Origin of the sequence: Rothia sp. HMSC072B03 (assembly GCF_001809565.1) — a bacterium.
In the GTDB taxonomy this organism is placed as follows: domain Bacteria; phylum Actinomycetota; class Actinomycetes; order Actinomycetales; family Micrococcaceae; genus Rothia; species Rothia mucilaginosa_A.
Genome location: NZ_KV797956.1, coordinates 1 through 18503 on the forward strand (window position 1 = coordinate 1; position 18503 = coordinate 18503).

15 protein-coding genes are annotated in these 18503 nt (G+C 61.2%); 11 read left to right on the forward strand and 4 right to left on the reverse strand.

From position 1 onward, the window contains the following. On the reverse strand, nt 1-195 hold a 195-nt coding region (locus tag HMPREF2630_RS09190; RefSeq protein WP_210389010.1), incomplete at its 3' end, for a hypothetical protein. 249 nt (nt 196-444) lie between these two features. On the opposite strand from HMPREF2630_RS09190, the gene HMPREF2630_RS00015 reads away from it, so the two are divergent. From HMPREF2630_RS00015 to HMPREF2630_RS00065, 11 genes are all read left to right on the forward strand, one after another. Next, nucleotides 445-1581, forward strand: coding sequence for an acetate/propionate family kinase (locus HMPREF2630_RS00015; RefSeq protein ID WP_049344258.1), 1137 nt, complete (start codon nt 445-447; stop codon nt 1579-1581). Between the two features lie 619 nt (nt 1582-2200). Continuing rightward, the gene (locus HMPREF2630_RS00020; RefSeq protein ID WP_049344260.1) at nt 2201-3154 is read left to right on the forward strand and encodes a hypothetical protein; all 954 of its coding nucleotides are present in this window, start codon (nt 2201-2203) and stop codon (nt 3152-3154) included. Nucleotides 3155-3536: 382 nt separating this feature from the next. Beyond that, the gene (locus tag HMPREF2630_RS00025) at nt 3537-5111 is read left to right on the forward strand and encodes a M48 family metallopeptidase (RefSeq protein WP_049344261.1); all 1575 of its coding nucleotides are present in this window, start codon (nt 3537-3539) and stop codon (nt 5109-5111) included. 122 nt (nt 5112-5233) lie between these two features. Continuing rightward, nucleotides 5234-6229 carry a bile acid:sodium symporter family protein gene (locus HMPREF2630_RS00030; RefSeq protein ID WP_049333512.1) on the forward strand — a complete coding sequence of 332 codons (996 nt, stop codon included), beginning with the start codon at nt 5234-5236 and terminating at the stop codon, nt 6227-6229. 543 nt (nt 6230-6772) lie between these two features. Then, entirely contained in the window at nt 6773-8119 is a 1347-nt protein-coding gene (locus tag HMPREF2630_RS00035; RefSeq protein ID WP_070482752.1) for a glycosyl hydrolase family 28-related protein, read from the forward strand. Between the two features lie 411 nt (nt 8120-8530). Continuing rightward, nucleotides 8531-9859 carry a glycosyl hydrolase family 28-related protein gene (locus HMPREF2630_RS00040; RefSeq protein ID WP_070482755.1) on the forward strand — a complete coding sequence of 443 codons (1329 nt, stop codon included), beginning with the start codon at nt 8531-8533 and terminating at the stop codon, nt 9857-9859. A 246-nt stretch (nt 9860-10105) separates the two neighbouring features. Further along, complete coding sequence (locus tag HMPREF2630_RS00045; RefSeq protein WP_070482757.1) at nt 10106-10909, forward strand: S-layer homology domain-containing protein; 804 nt, start codon at nt 10106-10108, stop codon at nt 10907-10909. A 155-nt stretch (nt 10910-11064) separates the two neighbouring features. Beyond that, nucleotides 11065-11865 (forward strand): exodeoxyribonuclease III, encoded by an 801-nt coding sequence (locus HMPREF2630_RS00050; protein ID WP_070482760.1) that lies wholly within the window; start codon nt 11065-11067, stop codon nt 11863-11865. Nucleotides 11866-12162: 297 nt separating this feature from the next. Beyond that, complete coding sequence (locus tag HMPREF2630_RS00055) at nt 12163-13131, forward strand: metal ABC transporter substrate-binding protein (RefSeq protein WP_070482761.1); 969 nt, start codon at nt 12163-12165, stop codon at nt 13129-13131. Between the two features lie 86 nt (nt 13132-13217). Next, the gene (locus HMPREF2630_RS00060; RefSeq protein WP_070482764.1) at nt 13218-14024 is read left to right on the forward strand and encodes a metal ABC transporter ATP-binding protein; all 807 of its coding nucleotides are present in this window, start codon (nt 13218-13220) and stop codon (nt 14022-14024) included. 2 nt (nt 14025-14026) lie between these two features. Next, nucleotides 14027-14926 carry a metal ABC transporter permease gene (locus tag HMPREF2630_RS00065; protein WP_070482768.1) on the forward strand — a complete coding sequence of 300 codons (900 nt, stop codon included), beginning with the start codon at nt 14027-14029 and terminating at the stop codon, nt 14924-14926. 147 nt (nt 14927-15073) lie between these two features. On the opposite strand, the gene HMPREF2630_RS00070 is transcribed toward HMPREF2630_RS00065, so the two are convergent. From HMPREF2630_RS00070 to HMPREF2630_RS00080, 3 genes are all read right to left on the reverse strand, one after another. Continuing rightward, nucleotides 15074-15805 carry a metal-dependent transcriptional regulator gene (locus HMPREF2630_RS00070; RefSeq protein WP_070482770.1) on the reverse strand — a complete coding sequence of 244 codons (732 nt, stop codon included), beginning with the start codon at nt 15803-15805 and terminating at the stop codon, nt 15074-15076. A gap of 193 nt (nt 15806-15998) precedes the next feature. Then, nucleotides 15999-16619, reverse strand: a complete 621-nt coding sequence (locus HMPREF2630_RS00075) for a recombinase RecJ (RefSeq protein WP_239662801.1) — start codon at nt 16617-16619, stop codon at nt 15999-16001. A gap of 241 nt (nt 16620-16860) precedes the next feature. After that, a complete protein-coding gene (locus tag HMPREF2630_RS00080) occupies nt 16861-18102 on the reverse strand; it encodes an MFS transporter (protein ID WP_049346255.1) in 1242 nt (413 codons plus the stop codon). Nucleotides 18103-18503: the final 401 nt, after the last annotated feature.

Here is an 18503-nt window from a genome sequence, read left to right on the forward strand (position 1 = left end):
TGCGGGGGCGGTGGGGTTGGTGTTGATCATTGGTTTTCTTTCGGTTGTGGTTGGTGTGGTTGTTTTGTTCCCGGTTGCTTCGGTGCGGGGGGTATGGGAAAAGGCACCCTGTGGGGGTGCCTTGTGTGCAAAAGCCCAGTCGGATAGCGTGGTGGCTTCTGTATATTTCACCACCTGCAGACCCTCAGGACCCATCCATCCAACCTAGCAACTTGAGGTCACTAGTGCCGCCTTCAGGTTTTTGATGCACTACTACCACTCTAACATTCGTTGGGTTCTGCGGCCCGAGGTTCGGTCACGGCTACCGAAAAGAAAAGCCCCACCAAACCCGCACGCGCGGCGCCCGCAGAAGTGCGGCGTAAGACACTGCACCCGCTGTCTCGCACGTACGCCCGAAAAGTGCGAGAATGGAGCGAAAAAGAAAACTACGAAAGAGACACTTTCATGCTTATTCTCGTTGTGAACGCTGGTTCTTCCTCCCTGAAGTACCAGGTGCGTGACACCTCCCTCCCCGAAGCAGAGCAGATGCTGACCTCCGGCCTGGTCGAAAACATCGGTACCGACGTGCCCAACCACGAGGTCGCATTCGACATCATGTCCGAGAAGCTTGAGCCCGTCCTGGCAGGCCGCGAGCTGCAGGCAGTCGGTCACCGCGTGGTGCAGGGTGCGGAGAAGTTTACCCACCCCGCCCTGCTCACCGAGGAAGTTGTCCAGCAGATCGACGACCTCTCCCCGCTGGCACCGCTGCACAACCCCGCACACGCTCAGGGTATGCGCGCCGCAATGCACAAGTGGCCCTCCCTGCCGCAGGTTGCCATCTTCGACACCGCGTTCCACTCCACCATGCCCGAAGAAGCATGGCGCTACGCAATCCCCTACGACCTGGCTGACAAGTACAGCATCCGCCGCTACGGCTTCCACGGCACCAGCCACGAGTACGTCTCCCACGTTGCAGCCGACATGCTCGGCATCGCCCGCGACAAGTTCAACGGCATCGTGGCACACCTCGGTAACGGCGCGTCCGTGACCGCTGTGAAGGACGGCAAGTCCGTCGACACCTCCATGGGCTACACCCCGCTGGCCGGCCTGATCATGGGTACCCGCTCCGGCGACATCGACCCCTCCGCACTGACCACCATCCTGGTTCGTGAGGGCATTGACGGCGCACGCCTGGACACCATCCTGAACAAGGAGTCCGGCCTGCTCGCACTGGCTGGCTCCAACGACATGCGTAAGGTCGTTGAGGCTGCACAGTCCGGCGATGAGCGCGCACAGCTCGCACTGGACATGACCTCCTACCGCCTGATGAAGTACATCGGCGGCTACAACCTGGTTGTTGGCGGCGCGCAGGCTCTGATTTTCACCGCAGGTATCGGTGAGAACTCCGGCGACTTCCGCAAGCTGGTCCTGGACCGCCTCGGCCCTCTGGGCATCAAGTACAACGAGGAAGAGAACGCTAAGCGTTCCCCCGAGCCTCGCGTGATTTCCACCGAGGATTCCGCCATCAAGGTTCTGGTCATCCCCACCAACGAGGAGAAGGCCATCGCCGAGGCAACCGAGGAGCTCGTCAAGAGCCTCTAAGCCCCACGCACCCCGCCGTGTAGGCGGCTCAGCGTAAAGTTATCCGCCGTGGCACCCATTCCGTATGGGTGCCACGGCGGACTTGTTTTGTGGGCATCCATTAGCATGAATGTATATGATTCAACTTACTTTACAAAGCAATATTACGGCAATGTGGTATGTATTGCATGTATATCATCTGTCACTTAGAAAACAAGAATGAAAGTTAGTTAAAAGTGTGGGTTTAGATGCTGCATAAAGTGTAAATTTATTGCTTGCTTGGGAAAGTTGTGCAGGGGGGGGGGTATGAATGTATCGATTGGCAATATTCCAACATCGATGGCAGTTGAGGTTGAAGATGAAAAAAGGTTGATGATTCTAGGTTAATGCTGATAGAAAAATTTTTGTCAATCCAAGTTATTGCATGCTGTGAAGCAATGAATATAAATTTTTATGCTTTCATATAACGAGTGTTCATCGAAAAGAACTGAAGCGGATTTATAGCCGCACAAGAATTCCGAGGGCACACTCTGAAGTACACGTTTAAACACATACTGCGATAACTTTTATTTTTGTATTTTATATACAGAAATAAAGTGGATCAATGTGTAAAACTCATTCCAATAAGAGAGATTTGGTAATGGATATTCACTCGACTAAGGGCCACTCCGAACAGAGTGGAAAGCTGATGGGTCGTCGTTCCCTGGTTAAGGGTGTAGCGTGGGCAGCTCCTGTTGTGGCAGCAACCGCAGTGGTGCCCGCCTACGCAGCATCCAAGAACCCTTGCGAATACGGCACCATCGTATCCGTGCCCTGGGGCGAGCGTGCTGAACGTCGCCGCTACAAGGGTACCGTCAACGAAGAGTACGAATGGGCAGTAATGCCCACCTCAAACTGCAGCCCCCAGCCGCAGACCTACTTCATCGACAACACCACCCCCGAACGTAAGCTTGCTTACCCCTGGGGTCGTTACGAGGGTGTGAGCGACTTCCCGCCGATTTACCCCCCGAACGGCAAGGACACCCCCGACTACACCTCCAAGGACGGCGTTGGTGGCGTTGGTGGCGGCGTTATCATCAACGTTCGTGTTGAGAACGTTGCAGGTGACGTCTCCTATGCACCGACCCCCACCGGTGCGGACCGTTTCGCATTCGGTGAGGCCGAGGCAAACCGCAAGAACAACATGTACTACGCCGAAGGCTACAAGGGCAAGGGCGCAAACCCCCCGGTTGTTCGCCTCAACGACAACTACAAGGGCAGCCGCTCTACCTACATCGCTCACGGTAAGTACAACTACCTGCACTTCCCGGATGGTCCCCGTCCTCCCAAGGAAAATAGCCCCCTGTGGACTTACGCATACGGTAAGCACTACACGACTGCTGAAGGCCGCGACGGCTGGTCCTGGGACATTCAGGTGATGGCTAACATTACCCACCCCAATGCTGGTGCAGACGTTGTGTCGTACATGACCTACCTGCGTAAGCACACCTACGGTGACCCCGCGCATCAGTCGGCAAAGGTCATTCCGGTGCAGTACCGCGTTATTGTGACTTCCCCCTGGGGTACTGTCACTTATCTTTCGGCAGCTGTTTAATATCGGCTTGCATTAGGTCTGAATGGAGTAGTGACCCATTCAACCTATTTCAATCTTGGATTGAGATTTATATATTTGTGATGTTTATTTGAGTATGAAGTTGATGGATTTTTAGTGTATTAGGGAGTGATGTCTCTAATAAGTAGACGCTATTCTTCTGTCAGCTTTTTGGAGGGGCCGGGCCGCGCCACGTGTGCGGAATCGGCCCCTCTGCATGCATCCATAGGGAGAAAAACCAAGCATTGCATCTCTTGGTGGGCTATTGCGGGAAAGGCGAGAGGTGGTGGGCATTCTATGAGAAAAAGCGTATTCACATTCACTAGTACGTGCCCAAACCCGATAGAGTGGAGTCAGACAACACTCGATACGAAGTGGACGAGATATGACTCAACCTCCTGAAAACCACCAGCCCGGCGGGCAGTTCAACGCCCAGCCCGGCCCCCAGGGGCGCCCCGCCCCGCAGGGCACGCCTCTTCCGCAGGACCTCTCCGCGGGTTGGCTGCCCGAAGATAAGCGTCAGAAGCCGGTGAGCCCCCTTCCGGAACCCAGGTTCTTTGCCTACCAGTCCATACTGCCGACGAAGGTGCTGCACGCGCTGCGTCACCCCGCCGAAATCCCGTGGCTGGTCGCCGCCTACGCGGTCACCGCGGCCGGCTACGTCGTGCTGTTCATGTCGATCATTACGCTGTTTGGCCGCATGGGCCAGTGGCTCTTCTCGTCCGGTTCGGGCGACTACACCGGCGGCACAAGCAGCCGCGTGGCAAGCAGCGTGCAGGACATCGTCATGCAGGCCGTGTCCATGCTGGTTCTGGGCCCTCTCGTGCTCTTCATCGGTCGTGCCCTCTTCTACGCCCAGCAGCGTGTGAACGGTGTGCGCATCACCCCGACCCAGTTCCCCGAGGCGTACCAGATGCTCGCCGAGGCAGCCGAGGCCGCCGGCCTGCGCCGCGTACCCGACGCGTACGTCATCAGCGGTAACGGCACCATCAACGCCTTCGCATCGGGTCACGGCTTCCGCCGCTTTATCTGCGTCTACTCCGATCTGTTCGAAATCGGCGGTAAGTCCCGTGACCCGCAGGCCCTGCGCTTCATCATCGGTCACGAGGTGGGCCACATCGCGGCCGGTCACGTCAGCTACTTCCGTCTGATTTTCACCACGCTTTTCAGCCGCATCCCCATACTGTCTAGCGCGCTGTCTCGCGCTCAGGAGTACACCGCCGATAACTTCGGTTACCGCTTCTGCCCCGAGGGCGCCAAGGGCGCTATCAAGGTGTTGGCCGCCGGTAAGTACCTGAACAAGCAGGTCAACTTCGACGAGCTGGCCGACCGCGCCGTCACCGACCGCGGCCTGGCCGTCTGGTACGTGAACCTGCTGATGAGCCACCCCGTGATCACCTGGCGTGCCCACGCCCTGCGTGACCGCACCCAGCCGGGCCGCCTCTTCTGGCGCCCGACCGAGAACCCCACGGACAACGGCACCCCGCGCGTGCCCGTGCTGGTTCCCGCTTCGGAGCCCGTTGGCATGTGGCCCGACCCGATTCAGTCCACCGAGTTCATGCAGGAAAACCAGAAGACCTGGGAGCCCTACAACCTCGAGACCGTGGACGTGGCCCAGAAGCCCGAGGGGGACCTCGCATACCCCGAGAACGCGGCCCTGTTCAGCGGTTGGCAGACCGAGCAGGCTCGCGCGTTCCACGCTCAGCGTTGGGATGCGTACGCGGCCGCCGGCGGTGCACCCGCCGCGGGTGCGTCCGGCTTCGGCCAGCAGGCGGCCTCCGGCTTCGGTCAGCCCGGCCAGCAGCCTGGCCAGCAGTCCGGAACCCCGGATCAGTCCGGCTCCCAGCCCGCTTCTCAGCCCGGCCCGTTCGGGTCGGCCTCTGAGCAGCCCGGCTCCAACCGACCCGACGCCGGCCCCTCCGGCGAGGGCGGTTACGGCTTCGACCCCGGCAACAAGTAGCCCGCTAAGCCGTGAATGCGCCCGCGGGCGCTAAAGGCTCAAGAACCCGCCGGGGGCACCTCATCGTGAGAGGTGCCCCCGGCGGGTTCAGCTCTTTAACCGCAGGTCATAGAATAGGGGCTATGCTCTCATCACTTCGCTCCATCAAGCTTGACCCGCTGCTGACCATGCTCATCACCGCCGTTATTCTGGCCATTATCGTGCCGGCGCGCGGCGACTTCGCCGACTGGTTCAGCACCGGAACGAAGTTCGCGGTCGCCCTGCTGTTCTACCTGTACGGCGCTCGCCTCTCCACCGCGGAGGCCATTCGCGGCCTGACCCACTGGCGTCTGCACCTGATGATTTTGAGCTGCACGTTCGTGCTGTTCCCGCTGCTTGGCCTGGCCCTCTCGCCACTGCGTTTTGTGCTCGGTGATGGGCTGTACATGGGTATTCTGTTCTTGACCTTTGTGCCCTCGACCGTGCAGGCGTCGATTGCGTTCACCTCGATTGCGGGCGGTAACGTGGCGGCGGCGATTGTGAGCGCCTCCCTCTCTTCGATTGTGGGTGTGGTGGCCACGCCGCTGCTGGCCATGCTGCTGATGCACACGGACCATATTGAGTTCTCGGGCACCGTGTTTCTCGACATCGCCATTCAGCTGTTCCTGCCGTTCGTGCTCGGCCAGCTCACGCGCCGCTGGGTGGGGGAGTTCGCCAAGAAGCCGACGACCAAGTGGCTGGATAAGTTCTCGGTCATGATGATCGTGTATTCGGCGTTTTCCGCCTCGGTGGTGCAGGGCGTGTGGACGCGCGTGGCCTGGTGGCAGATCGTGGTGCTCATCGTGCTGATGGCGCTCATCGTGATTTTCATGCTGTGGCTGACCGACCAGCTGGCTAAGCGCCTGGGGTTCAACCGTGCCGACCGCATCACGATTCAGTTCTGCGGTTCGAAGAAGTCGCTGGCGGCCGGTCTGCCCATGGCCATCATTATTTTCGGTGCCGGGTCGCTGGGCCTGATGATGCTGCCGATCATGATTTTCCATCAGGTTCAGCTGATGATTTGCACCTGGCTTGCGGGGCGTTACGCGCGCCTGGATGTGGTGGGCGCGGCGGCCGCGCTGGAGGCTTCGAAGAAGTAGCCGGCGTCCCCTGCACGCGGTCGTCCGCTACCCTCTCGGATAGCGTGCGGGGCGTTCACGAGGAGGGAACATGACGAAATTTTTTAAAAATAACCGAATAGTGCATTTATGTGCAATATGTGGTGTTTGTGCTGGTCAGTTGATTTTCTGTGGGGTTTGCGGGGTATTCGGCCCAAAATTCCCCTCGGAGACCCTGAACACTATCCGGCGTTGGGGGTTCGCATTAGCCAAATGGTGCTTTAGAATATTTCACTGTAGCTTCAGCGAAACCGGGTTCCACCTGCGAGTATTTACTGACGCTACGTCACATGGGCGCGGTAGAGATTCACTCCCTCAACCGGCCCGGAGCACTCGCCACGGCGGATTCACTCCCCGACCGCGCGATGACCGGAAGAGATTCACTCCCTCGTACCGGTAGACGCTCCCAAACATTCACTCAGACACAACTGGATAACTCAGCTTCACCACGCGCAGCTATAGCTCCGGCTATCCTGCGTGCTCGTCGCTGTAGTGCATCCACCCCAGAAACGAGGACACATTATCATGGCTACCATCATGAGCGTGAACGTATGCGATTCCAAGTACAACGCTGACCCCACAGGTGTACGAGACTCCACCAGCGCTATCCAGAAGGCCGTTGATGACGTCGCCGCACAGGGCGGCGGTTCCGTCGAGATCCCCGGCGGTATCTACCGAGTCTCCTACCCCTTCATCGAAATCAAGCACCGCGTCGAAATCTTCGGCCATGGTCAGGCAACCCGCATCGTCGCTTTCACCGACAAGAGCATCCCCTCCACCAAGAACGGTAGCTACGAATGTACCGGCGTGTTCCACACCGGTAGTTACACCACCCCCATGAGCGGTGGCACCAACCAGAACAAGCCCATGCGTATGGGCGTGCGCGACCTGTTTATCCGCACCAACAAGTACAACCTGCCGCTGAATTCTAAGAGCAACCAGATCTTCCTGGAGAAGCACACCCAGCCCGTCGACAACGTTGCAGGCGTCATCTTCCACACCCGCATTGCGGATGCCAACCCCGGCGAGCCGGACGCAGTGCCCACCCTGTCCAACATCGAGATTTGGGACACCGCCATCGGCGTGGCCATCCTGGGCCTGGACGACCAGGGCATGAAGATTGACAAGATCCGCATCCGCCAGACCCTGCGCCAGGGCCTGCTGGTCGGCAAGCCCGTGGGTCACCCGCTGCGCGCTCGCGAGGGCGACACCCCCGGCGCGGCAGATAACAAGTTCTCCATGATTGATGTCTCCGACGCCAACATGAGCTACGGTACCTTCGCCGGCATCGAGATTTACACCTCCCAGTCGAAGTTCGAGCTGTCGACCAGCTGGTTCAACAAGCGCAACCAGGGTAAGAACGCCCTGTACGAGGTGAAGACCCGCCACGTGGGCGCCGGCTGGTTCATCCAGGGCACCCGCAACATGTTCATTGGCTGCACCGCCCAGGAGAACGCCGGCCACGGCTGGCTCGTGGAGTGGGGTAACAACCAGTTCATCGGCTGCCTGGGCGAGTCCTCCAGCTTCCAGGATGCCGTGACCGGTGCTGCTCGAGGTGATGAGGCGGCCAACTGGTACATTGGCCGTAACGCCCGCGGTAGCCGCTTCGTGGCACCCCGCGCGCACAACCCCTACAGCTGGGCGAAGGCTTCGCTGTACGGCTTCTACATTGAGAACAACATTCGCGATATGCACATCACGAACGGTTCCGCTAAGGATGACCGCCTGGGCGAGAACAATATGATGGGCCGTCGCGTGCACGTGACCGGCGCGATGGGCGATAACGTGCTCATCGAGGTGGACCACATCCGTCACTCGACCTTCGCACCCAAGCAGCTGGAGAAGCGCGGCAACGGCGTGTTCATGGGCTAGTGATGGCCTCGACGTGCGAGACCGCCCCGAGGGGGCACGGGCTCGCTCTGGTGTTTCCGGACCAATAGTTCCGGGCTGATGCAGCGGCCCGGAACCGACACCAGTCGCCGCGGGGGCGAGGAGAAATCCTCGCCCTCGCGGCGTTTAAACGCCCCGTCTCATGCGCGGCCCGCCACACTTTGCGGGGGAGACGGCAGGGGAGCGCGCATCACAGTACCGGTCATCGCCTCCGCCGGCACAATGCGGTACCCTTGAGCAGGAGCCACTCTCGCCCCGCGCGAAAGGGCCCGCACCGCTCAACTCACTCAGCACAGCGCACCGCCCGCGCACCCTATTCACTCAATTCAACCGCCCCACCGCGGCCCGTATACCGGCCGCGGCACACCCTTCCCGGAAAGAATTGAGCCTCACGTGCCTGATACTCCCATGAGCATTAACGCCGTCAACTACGGCGCAGATCCCACCGGTGCCAAGGATTCCACCGCGGCCATTCAGCGAGCCGTCGATGACGTCGCCTCGCACGGCGGCGGATCCGTTGAGCTACCCCGCGGCATCTACCGCGTTTCCTACCCCTTCATCGAAATCAAGCACCGTGTCGAGGTTATCGGGCAGGGCCCCGCGACCGTCGTCATCGCCCACTCCGACCGAGCCATTCCCACCACCAGCGACGGGTACATCGAGTACACCGGTGTGTTCCACGTGGGCAGCTACACGACCCCCGTCTACGGTGCCTACAACGCGAACAAGCCCATGCGCATGGGCGTGCGCAACCTGCACATCCGCACCAACGCGGCTAACACGCCCATCGCCAGCTACCCGCTGGATGCGCACACCGCCCCGCTCGACCACGTCGCCGGGGTCATTATGCACACGCACTTTACGGGTGACCAGCTCAACGAGCCGGACGTCGTGCCCGTCATCGCCGGCGTGGAGGTCTGGGATACCGCCATTGGCGTTGCCGTGCTCGGCCTGGACGACCAGGGCATGAAAATCGACGACGTGACCGTGCGCCGCACCCTCAACCAGGGCCTGCTGCTCGGCAAGCCCGTCGGCCACCGCCGCCGCGGTACCGAAGGCCAGAACTCCGGCGCGGCCGACAACAAGCTACGCGGCGTAGACGTGGCCGAAGCCAACCTCAGCGGCGGCTCCTACGCCGGTATCGAGGTGTACGCGGCCCAGTCCAAGTTCGAGAACTGCTCCAGCAATAGCAACCACCGCACCCTCGGCAAGAGCGCCCTCTACGAACCCGGCACCCGCAACACCGGGGCGGGCTGGATCGTGCAGGGCGAACGCAACATGTTCATTGGCTGCACCGCCCGCTCCAACGCGGGCCACGGCTGGCTCGTCGAGTGGGCTAATAACGTTTTCATCGGCTGCGCGGGTGAGGCGTCCAGCTGGGCCGGAACCGTCAGCGGTGCCGCCCGCGCCGACGAGGCGGCCAACTGGTACATCAGCCGCAACGCCCGCGGCACCCGCATGGTCGCCCCCGTCTCGTACAACCCGCCCGAGCAGGCCGCCTCGCTGTACGGCTACTACATCGAAAACAAGATTTACGACCTGCGCATCACCGAAGGCACCGCCAAGGACGACCGCATCGGCGAGGGTAATATGCTCGGCCGCCGCGTGTACATTACCGGCGCAATCGGCGCGAACGTGGTGATTGAGGTTGAGGAGCTGCGCCACACCACATCTACGCCCGCGCAGCTTCGCGTGGAGGCGTATAACGTCATGCGCGGCTAGGGCCCGGGCGGGGGAGCCGCGCGCCAAGAGGTTGCGCGTCGGGGCGACCACTCACTAAGAATTCAATTTCATCTTGAATAAATTTTCGAGATGTACTTTAACTTTATTAAAAGGGAAGGTTTAATGCTGTCGCCTGCCCGGAACCGCTCGCGCGCCGCGGGTGGCCCGGTGCCTTCCTTCGGTGTCGCGCCGACCCAACCGGTTCCTTCCGGCCGGTTTCCAACCACAATGTACGAGGACCGCACCATGCTTTCGGCTTTCTCACGCTCCCTTGCACCCGCACGACCCCTGCGTCGCGTGCTCACCCTAACCGTCGCCTTCGCCCTGGGTGCCTTGCCGGTGGGCGCATCCGCAGTGGTGCCCCACCCCCAGACCGCGGTGGCCGCCGTCCAGCCGCCTCGAAACAACGCTGACACCGAGTACAACACCTGCGTTGAACGCCTCGTGGGCGATGCGTCCCCCACGCCCGGCGTGTGGGCCGTCTGCCGCGGCTACCTCGACGAGGATGAGTACGTTGTGCGTCGTCGCCACGATGCGACCGTCACCCGCGCCGAGCTGGTGCGCCTGCTCTACCGCATGGCCGGCTCGCCCGCTGTGAAGGACCTTCCGGCCGTCTCTCCCTACGCTGACGTGCCCGCCAGCGACCCGGACTACGCCGCCATCATCTGGGCCGCGGATGCGGGCATCACCGCTGGCTGGGACGACGGCCTCTTCCACCCCGACGACCGCGCCAGCCGCTACACCCTCTCCGCGTTCCTGTACCGTGCGGCGGGTAGCCCCGAGGGGGCTGCGACCATTCGCCGCCCGAAGCTGGTTGAGCGCGATGCGCAGCGCAAGGAAGACGCGGCCGCACGGAAGAGCCGTTTCGCCACCGAGAGCCGCTGGCTCACCCGCACCCTGGGCGAGTACCCGGCGGCCGATCGTGACGGCGACGGCGTGACGGATAAGGTAAAGCCCGGCGATCCGCTGTACTTCTCGGATGCGCTCTACATGCTTCGGGCTTACGAGAAGGCCGGCCTGAAAGTCGTCGGAACGCCCGCCGGTAACTAGGGCTGACGTTGGCTAAAATCAGTGCTGACTAGTGTATATATTCACCGCCCGCCGGTGCGACCCACCGGGTTGCGCCGGCGGGCGGCGGTGTACCGGCATGCCTCCGATACGCCCGCCCGTGAGGTGAGCTCCCCGCACCCGCTAAGCTAGAAGGCATGAAGATTGCCACCTGGAACATCAACTCAATCCGCGCCCGCGAAAACCGCGTCGAAGACTGGCTCGACGAACACGAGGTCGACGTGCTCGCCCTGCAGGAGACCAAGACCAAGGACGAGACCTTCCCCTTCGACCTCTTCGAGTTCATGGGTTACGAGGTGGCGCATTTCGGGTTGAGCCAGTGGAACGGCGTGGCGATCGCCTCCCGCGTGGGCCTTGAGGACGTGCAGCGCGGCTTCGACAACCAGCCGCACTTCGGCAAGCCTGGCGAACCCGAGGTGCTGGAGGCGCGCGCGATTGGCGCGACCTGCGGCGGCGTGCGCGTCTGGAGCCTGTACGTGCCCAACGGCCGCGGCCTGACCGACCCGCACATGGATTACAAGCTTCGCTGGATGGAGGCGCTGCGCCAGAACGTGCACAACGAGCTGGCAGCTAACCCGCAGTCGCAGCTCGCCCTGGTTGGCGACTGGAACGTCGCTCCCGAGGACGCCGACGTGTGGGACATCGACTACTTCCGTGATAACGAGCTGACCCACGTCTCCGAGCCCGAGCGCCGAGCCTTCGCCGCCCTACTCGAAGAGGGCATGGTGGATGTGGTGCGTCCGCACACCCCGGGCGAGTACACCTACTGGGACTACCAGGCGGGCCGCTTCACCAAGGATGAGGGTATGCGCATTGACTTCCAGCTGTTCTCGCCCGCGCTCGCCGCACGCGTGGAACGTGCCTGGATCGATAAGGTGGAACGCGCCGGTGAGGGCGCGAGCGACCACACGCCGGTGGTCGTGGAGATTGCCGACTAGGCCGAGCCATAGCTTTGACGGGTGCTCAACCCGGGATATTTACCGCGGGAGGCGGGGGATGCGTTCCTCCGCCTCCCGCGGTTTTGCGTCTCGGGGCGCAGTCCTCCCCCAAAGTTTCCGTGTGGCTTAGTTGAAAAGTTCGTCTAGCCGAACTATTGTTAAATTCCGCCCGGGACGACAGGCAAAAGCGCATCATGATGCCTGCGCAGACACACCGTGTCCCTATCGTCCCGGCGCGGCAAATCCCAACGCATCAACCACATACTCAAACCCGTGACTTCCAACGAAGGATGCCTCATGAACGCTCTCACCCCCGCAGGCAGCAACGCACGCCGCCTCATCCAGGCGCTCTGCGCCGCCCTCGCACTCACCCTGCTACTCGTACTCACCGGTTGCGGTAGCACCGCCAGCACCACCGACGGCGCTAAGAGCAACAACGGCAAGAAGACCGTGCTCACCACCTTCACCGTGCTCGCCGACATCGCCCGCAACGTCGCCGGTGACGACCTGAACGTTGAATCCCTCACCAAACCCGGCGCCGAAATCCACGAGTACGAGCCCACCCCCTCCGACCTGAAGAAAGCGCACGCCGCCGACCTGGTACTCGACAACGGCCTCAACCTCGAATCCTGGTTCACCAAGTTCGTCAAGGACTCCAACGCTAAGCACGTGACCGTCTCCGAGGGAGTCACGCCCATCTCCATTACCGAGGATGCCTACGCGGGCAAGCCCAACCCCCACGCCTGGATGAGCCCCAGCAACGTGCAAAAGTACGTGGACGTGATGATTCGCGAATTTAGCACCCTCGACCCCACCCACGCCGCCGACTACAAAAACCGCGGCGAAGCCTACAAGAAGCAGCTGCAGGGCGTGCGTGACGAGCTCGTCAAGGAAATCTCCACCCTGCCCGAAAACCAGCGCGCACTCGTCACCTGCGAAGGCGCCTTCTCCTACCTGGCGGCTGACGCGGGCCTGAAGGAAAAGTACATTTGGGCGGTCAACTCCGAACAGCAGGCGACCCCCTCACAGATTTCCTCCGCGATTGATTACGTGCGCCAGAACCAGGTGCCCGCCGTGTTCTGCGAATCCACCGTCTCTGCTAACCCCATGCGGCAAGTCGCCGACGCCACCGGCGCACGATTCGGCGGTGTGCTCTACGTGGACTCCCTCTCCGAGGCGAACGGCCCCGTGCCCACCTACCTAGACATGATTCGCTACGACGCCCGCACCATCGTGGCGGGCCTGAAAGGCGAGCAGAAAAAGTAACCGGCCGGGCTCATCAGCTTCACCGCACCCCCAAGAAACTTCGAAAGAAGAAACCTCGAAAGAAGAAACCTCGAAAGAACCACCGAATGTCACTTCTCACTTGCAATAACGTACACGTGAACTACGGGCCCGTCCGTGCCCTCACCGGCGCCTCCTTCACCCTGGGCACCGGACGTATCTGCGGCCTGATTGGTATGAACGGCTCCGGCAAATCAACCCTCTTCAAAGCCATCATGGGGGTCGTGCCCATGCACGCCGGCAGCATCACCCTGGACGGGCAGCCTGTCGGCGGCAACCGCACCGGCAGCCGCAGTAAGAACGCACACCGCCACCGCGCCGGACTCGTCAGCTACGTGCCGCAGAGCGAAGAAATCGACTGGACCTTCCCCATCTCCGTACGTGAGGTGGTCAACATGGGGCGCTACCGTAACCTCGGCATCACCCGCCACCTGCGTGCCGCAGACCGTGCCGCTGTGGATGAGGCACTCGCCCGCGTGGAACTGACCGACCTTGCCGACCGTCAGATTGGGGCGCTCTCGGGCGGTCAACGTAAGCGCGCCTTCGTGGCACGCGCTATCGCCCAGGGCGCCCAGTTGCTACTGCTGGATGAGCCTTTCGCCGGTGTGGATAAGCGCAGCGAGGCGATGCTCATTCAGGTCATCAAACAGCTGCGTGATGAGGGCGCGACCGTGCTGGTCTCGACGCACGACCTGGCGACCCTGCGCCAGTTCGCTGATGAAGCACTGTTGTTGCGTCGGCGTATCCTCATGCACGATATTCCCGAAAAAGTGCTTGCCCCCGAGAACCTGGTACGTGCCTTCGGTATGGAGGTAGATGCTGGCGCGCCGATTGTTGCTACGACTGAGGGCGCTGCCCTGGAGGAGAAAGAATAAGAATGAACATTCTAGATTTTCTGGTGGAGCCGCTGACCCTGCCCTTCATGCTCCGCGCATTCGTGGTCACCGTGCTTGCCGCCGCCGTCTGCGCTCTGCTCTCCTGCTGGCTCGTGCTGCTCGGCTGGTCACTTATGGGGGATGCCATTTCGCACGCGGTGCTACCCGGTGTGGTGCTCGCCTATATTTTTGGTGCGCCCTTCGCGGTGGGTGCGGTGGTTGCCGCCCTCGTGGCGGTAACTCTTATCGGCGGGGTGCGGCGTAGCGGTCGCGTGCGCGAAGACGCCGCGATTGGCATCGTGTTCACGACCCTCTTCGCGTTCGGTCTGGTGCTGATTTCGGTCACGCCGTCGAATACCGACCTGAACCATATTCTTTTCGGTAACGTGCTGGGTGTGTCCTGGTTGGATGTCTGGCAGGTTGCCATCCTCGCGGTGATTGTTGCCGCTGTGCTACTGGTCAAGCGCCGCGACTTCGTGCTGTACGCCTTCGACCCGGGCTTCGCACAGGCGGTGGGGTTGCGTCCGCGTCTGCTCGGCGCGCTGTTGCTCGTGATGCTGGCGCTGACCTCCGTGGTGGCGCTGCAGATTGTGGGTGTGGTGTTGGTCGTGGCGATGCTCGTCATCCCCGGCTCTACCGCGCGCCTCATTACGGACCGGTTCGTGCCTATGCTGTTGGTGAGCGTAGGTGTGTCCCTGGCGGGTACGCTGACTGGCCTGTACGTCAGCTACCATGCGGATATATCCCCCGGTGGTGCCGTGGTCGTCACGCAGGGTCTGCTGTTCGCCCTGGCGTATGTGTTTGCCCCGCGTTACGGTGTGCTGGGTCGGATGCGCGCCCGTCGACTGAGCGTGACTGCGGCGGAAGCTGAAACCCCGGTAACTGAGCCGTCAGCTTCCTAAGAAAGCTCACTGAAATACACTCACCACATACAGCAATAGGCGGAAAGTCCCACTGTGGGGCTTTCCGCCTATTGCTATCTTCTGAAGGTTAGGGGCGCGTACCCGCCCGGATTTCCGGGCTAGAAGTCCGCCTCTACCGCCCTGTATCTAGCGCACCGTGCGAGAGACGAACAGGAAGGCGGTCGCCTCCGCACCCAACGGAATAATGGTACCGCCGGGCTTTACCGCACCGGCCGCATCCGTCTCGTGCAGGTTACCGGAACCGGCACCGACCACGCTCACGTTCACCGCCTCCGAGAAGGGCGCACCTTCCTCAATGTGCAGGCGCACGCCGGGTACAAAACCGTGGCCCTGCAGGTAACGCAGCAGGTGCGGGTCGTCATCATTAATGCGTTCAAGCACGACTGTTTCGCCGGGTTTGCACTGGCTCAGCGGCACGGTCTGCGGAAAACTAATATGCCCCGACGCGTCCGGAATCGGGTCGCCGTGCGGGTCGCGGGTCGGGTGCCCCAGCAGGGTATCGATGCGGTCCACCATGAAGTCGGATACTGCGTGCTCCAGAACTTCCGCCTCGTCGTGCACACGGTCCCATGTGTAGCCGAGGCTCTCCACGAGGAACGTCTCAATGAGGCGGTGGCGGCGAATCATCGCCAGCGCGTAGGAGCGGCCGGTTTCAGTGAGCTTAATAGCGCCGTAGGGTTGATGCTCGATCAGGTCGGCGGCGGCCAGGCGCTTGAGGCCGTCAGATACCGAAGAAATGCGCAGGCCCATGCGCTCTGCCAGGGCGGATGCGGTGGCAGGGGTTTTGGTCCATTCTTCGAGGCCCCAGATTTCCTTGAGGTAGTTCTGGGTGCTGACGGAAAGTTCTGAAAGAGGCATAAAGATAAGTTTACCTTTTCTCTGGTTTGACCCGTTGGGGCGGTCCGCCGGGCCCGAAGAATAGTCCGAAAACAACCCGAAAATACAAAACCGGCCCGGCCGTGAACCATCACGGCGGGGCGGGATACGCGGGATGCTCGGGGCGCCGGCACCGCGTGTTCGGGCGGGCCGGCATCCCGGGGCTTACCGAGGCTTAGGCGGCGCGGCGGTGCGTGCGCTCGATGCGGGTCATCAGCTCGATGAGCGCGCCGCGGGCGGCCTGCTCTTCGTGCCAGAGGGAACGGACGAGGGTGCGGCTGACCGCCTGGGTGGTGATTCCCAGGGCGGTTGCGGCGGCCTTCTGCTGGCCGCGCACACCGGGTACGAGCAGGTTCACGACGCGCCACTCGGCGTCGGTGCGGTCGGCGCAGACGCGGTAGAGCAGGCGTGCGGAACCGGTGGCCAGCTCGGCGAGGTGGTGGTTGTCCGCGCTGATGCTGATGCAGCGGACGGGGGCGCCTCCCTGCGCCTCCTCGATGGCCAGGCGCGAGAATTCGAGGGCGTCACCGGTGCAGTCGGTGGTGCTGACGGCGCCGAGCGCCCCGGCGAAGCGGGGGATGTTGAGCTCGCCGATTCCGATGCCCACCCAGAAGCCGTTATCGCGGGCGGCCATCAGCGCCGCGTGCAGTGCATCGCTGGCCCGGTCGAAGGCGCCCTGAATCTCGTCAGGGTAGGTTTGGGCGAAGGCAACACGCGGGTTGAGCTTGGCGAGTTCGTCCGACAGTGCAGTGAGTGAGTGCTGTGCGGAACGTTGGATGAAAGTAAGAACGAACACCCTCTTATTATGCCGTAAAACCTTCAATGCCCAGCGTAAGGTTCGGCGTAATACCGGCAACACTCAAAACCCCTAAAATACGCATTGATAAGGGGAATTATTGAAACGTTACACCGCGTGTAAAAATCATTGAAAGGATGTAGAACACCCCCGAAAAGAAAATAATTTTCATGCAAGTGCACGTTGAATTATTCGCTTTCGGGGGCGTTGAGTGGAGTTGATAGACGGCGCTACCACGGAACTACTGTGCGTTCGTTACCTGTGAGATATGGGGCAGCTGACGCAGCGGCTTCTGGAACACCATCACCACCAGCGACAGGAAAATGAACACCGCGTAGAACAGCGCCGTGTACGTAATACCCCAATCAACAATGAGGAAGCCTGCCAGCAGAACAGCCAGCGGGGTCAGCGCCATGTTCGGGATGCCCTGCACCGAGTGCACTCGACCGATCATGTGTTCCGGGGTGGATGCGTTAATGTACGCAATGATGCTCGAATTGAAGGAAGGGAGTACAATACCCGCCAGCACAATCAGCAGGCACACCGCCCACAGCATCGAATGAACCACCGGCAGCAACAGGTAGCACGCCGACATGATGGCCAGGGAGGTGATACCGAGCGGGCCGAGCGCAAACTTCTCGGTCAGCGGGCCGACCAGGAACGAACCGAGCAGCACGCCCACGCCGAAGGCGCTCGCAAAGATGCCAATGAAGAGCGGGTGTGCGCCCTCCAGGGTGTAGTAGTAGATGAAGGTGAGCGGAATACCGACCGTTCCAAAGTTCGCAAGCGTTGAAACGAACGCGATGGACACCAGCACCTTGTTCTTCAGGATGTACTCAAAACCGGCTTTTGAGTCCTGCCAGAAGCTGGTTTTCTCGCCTTCCTCCTCTTCCGCGGGCTGCCGACTAGCGCCGTAGCTCTTGGGTGCGACGATGAACGCCAGCAGGTTGACGACCGCATGAACTGCGGTCATGAGCACAGTCGAGAAACCGATAATGATGCCGGCGACCGGGCCGCCCAGCAGGTTGGCGGTGGACTCGCGCGTCTCACCCATGCCGGAGGCGTATCCCAGGTGTTCCTTGGGGACTACGCGGGTGATGATGGACTGCTCGCTCGGGTAGTCGAAGGTGGAAATGATGGCGGCGAGAGAAATCGTAATCACCAAAACGTAAATATTGGTGACATTGAAAACGAGGTAGAGAAGAATCGCCACCCAGGACAGCGCCTGGCCGATACAGGACAGTGCCAGGCACTTCGAGGGGCCGATTCTATCAACCCATGTTCCGGATATCGCCCCGGCGCAGGTAGCGAGAACACCCGCGACAAAGAGGGTGATGCTCGCGGCCTCGGGGGAGCCGGTCAGCGCCAAAATAATGATGGGCGTGGTGATATAGCTCATCGAGTCTGAGAGCTGGTTGGCTCCAATGGCGAAAAGGGTATTTCGAAAATCTCTATTCTTGAGTAACTCGGTGTTGACACTCATGGGGGACCTCCACGATGGGGTTTATGGTGTCGCGCGGTGTGCAATCCGTCGTGCGTAGTTCATTGTGCGCAATTCGTAGCGCGCAATCGTATGAGTGAATACCCCGACAGCCGGCTGTGCCTGCCTGTATTCGTCTGTTTTCGCCTGTGCCCGCCGGTCATGACGGGCCCGCCGGTCATCACGGGGTGGTTGAGGATGCACGGGGCGGCTCATCGGGAGCCACCCCCGCACAAGAAGTGTGTCGCGCGATACTTTAGATTCTATAAGAGACGTTAATCATATACATGAACACTGGTTGAAAAACTTTCCTCATTTTGAGTATTGACATTAGGGTTAGTTCGACTATAATTCATTCTTGGTGCTTCCGCCCGGCTGAGCCCTGACTAAACCCGGCTGAGCCC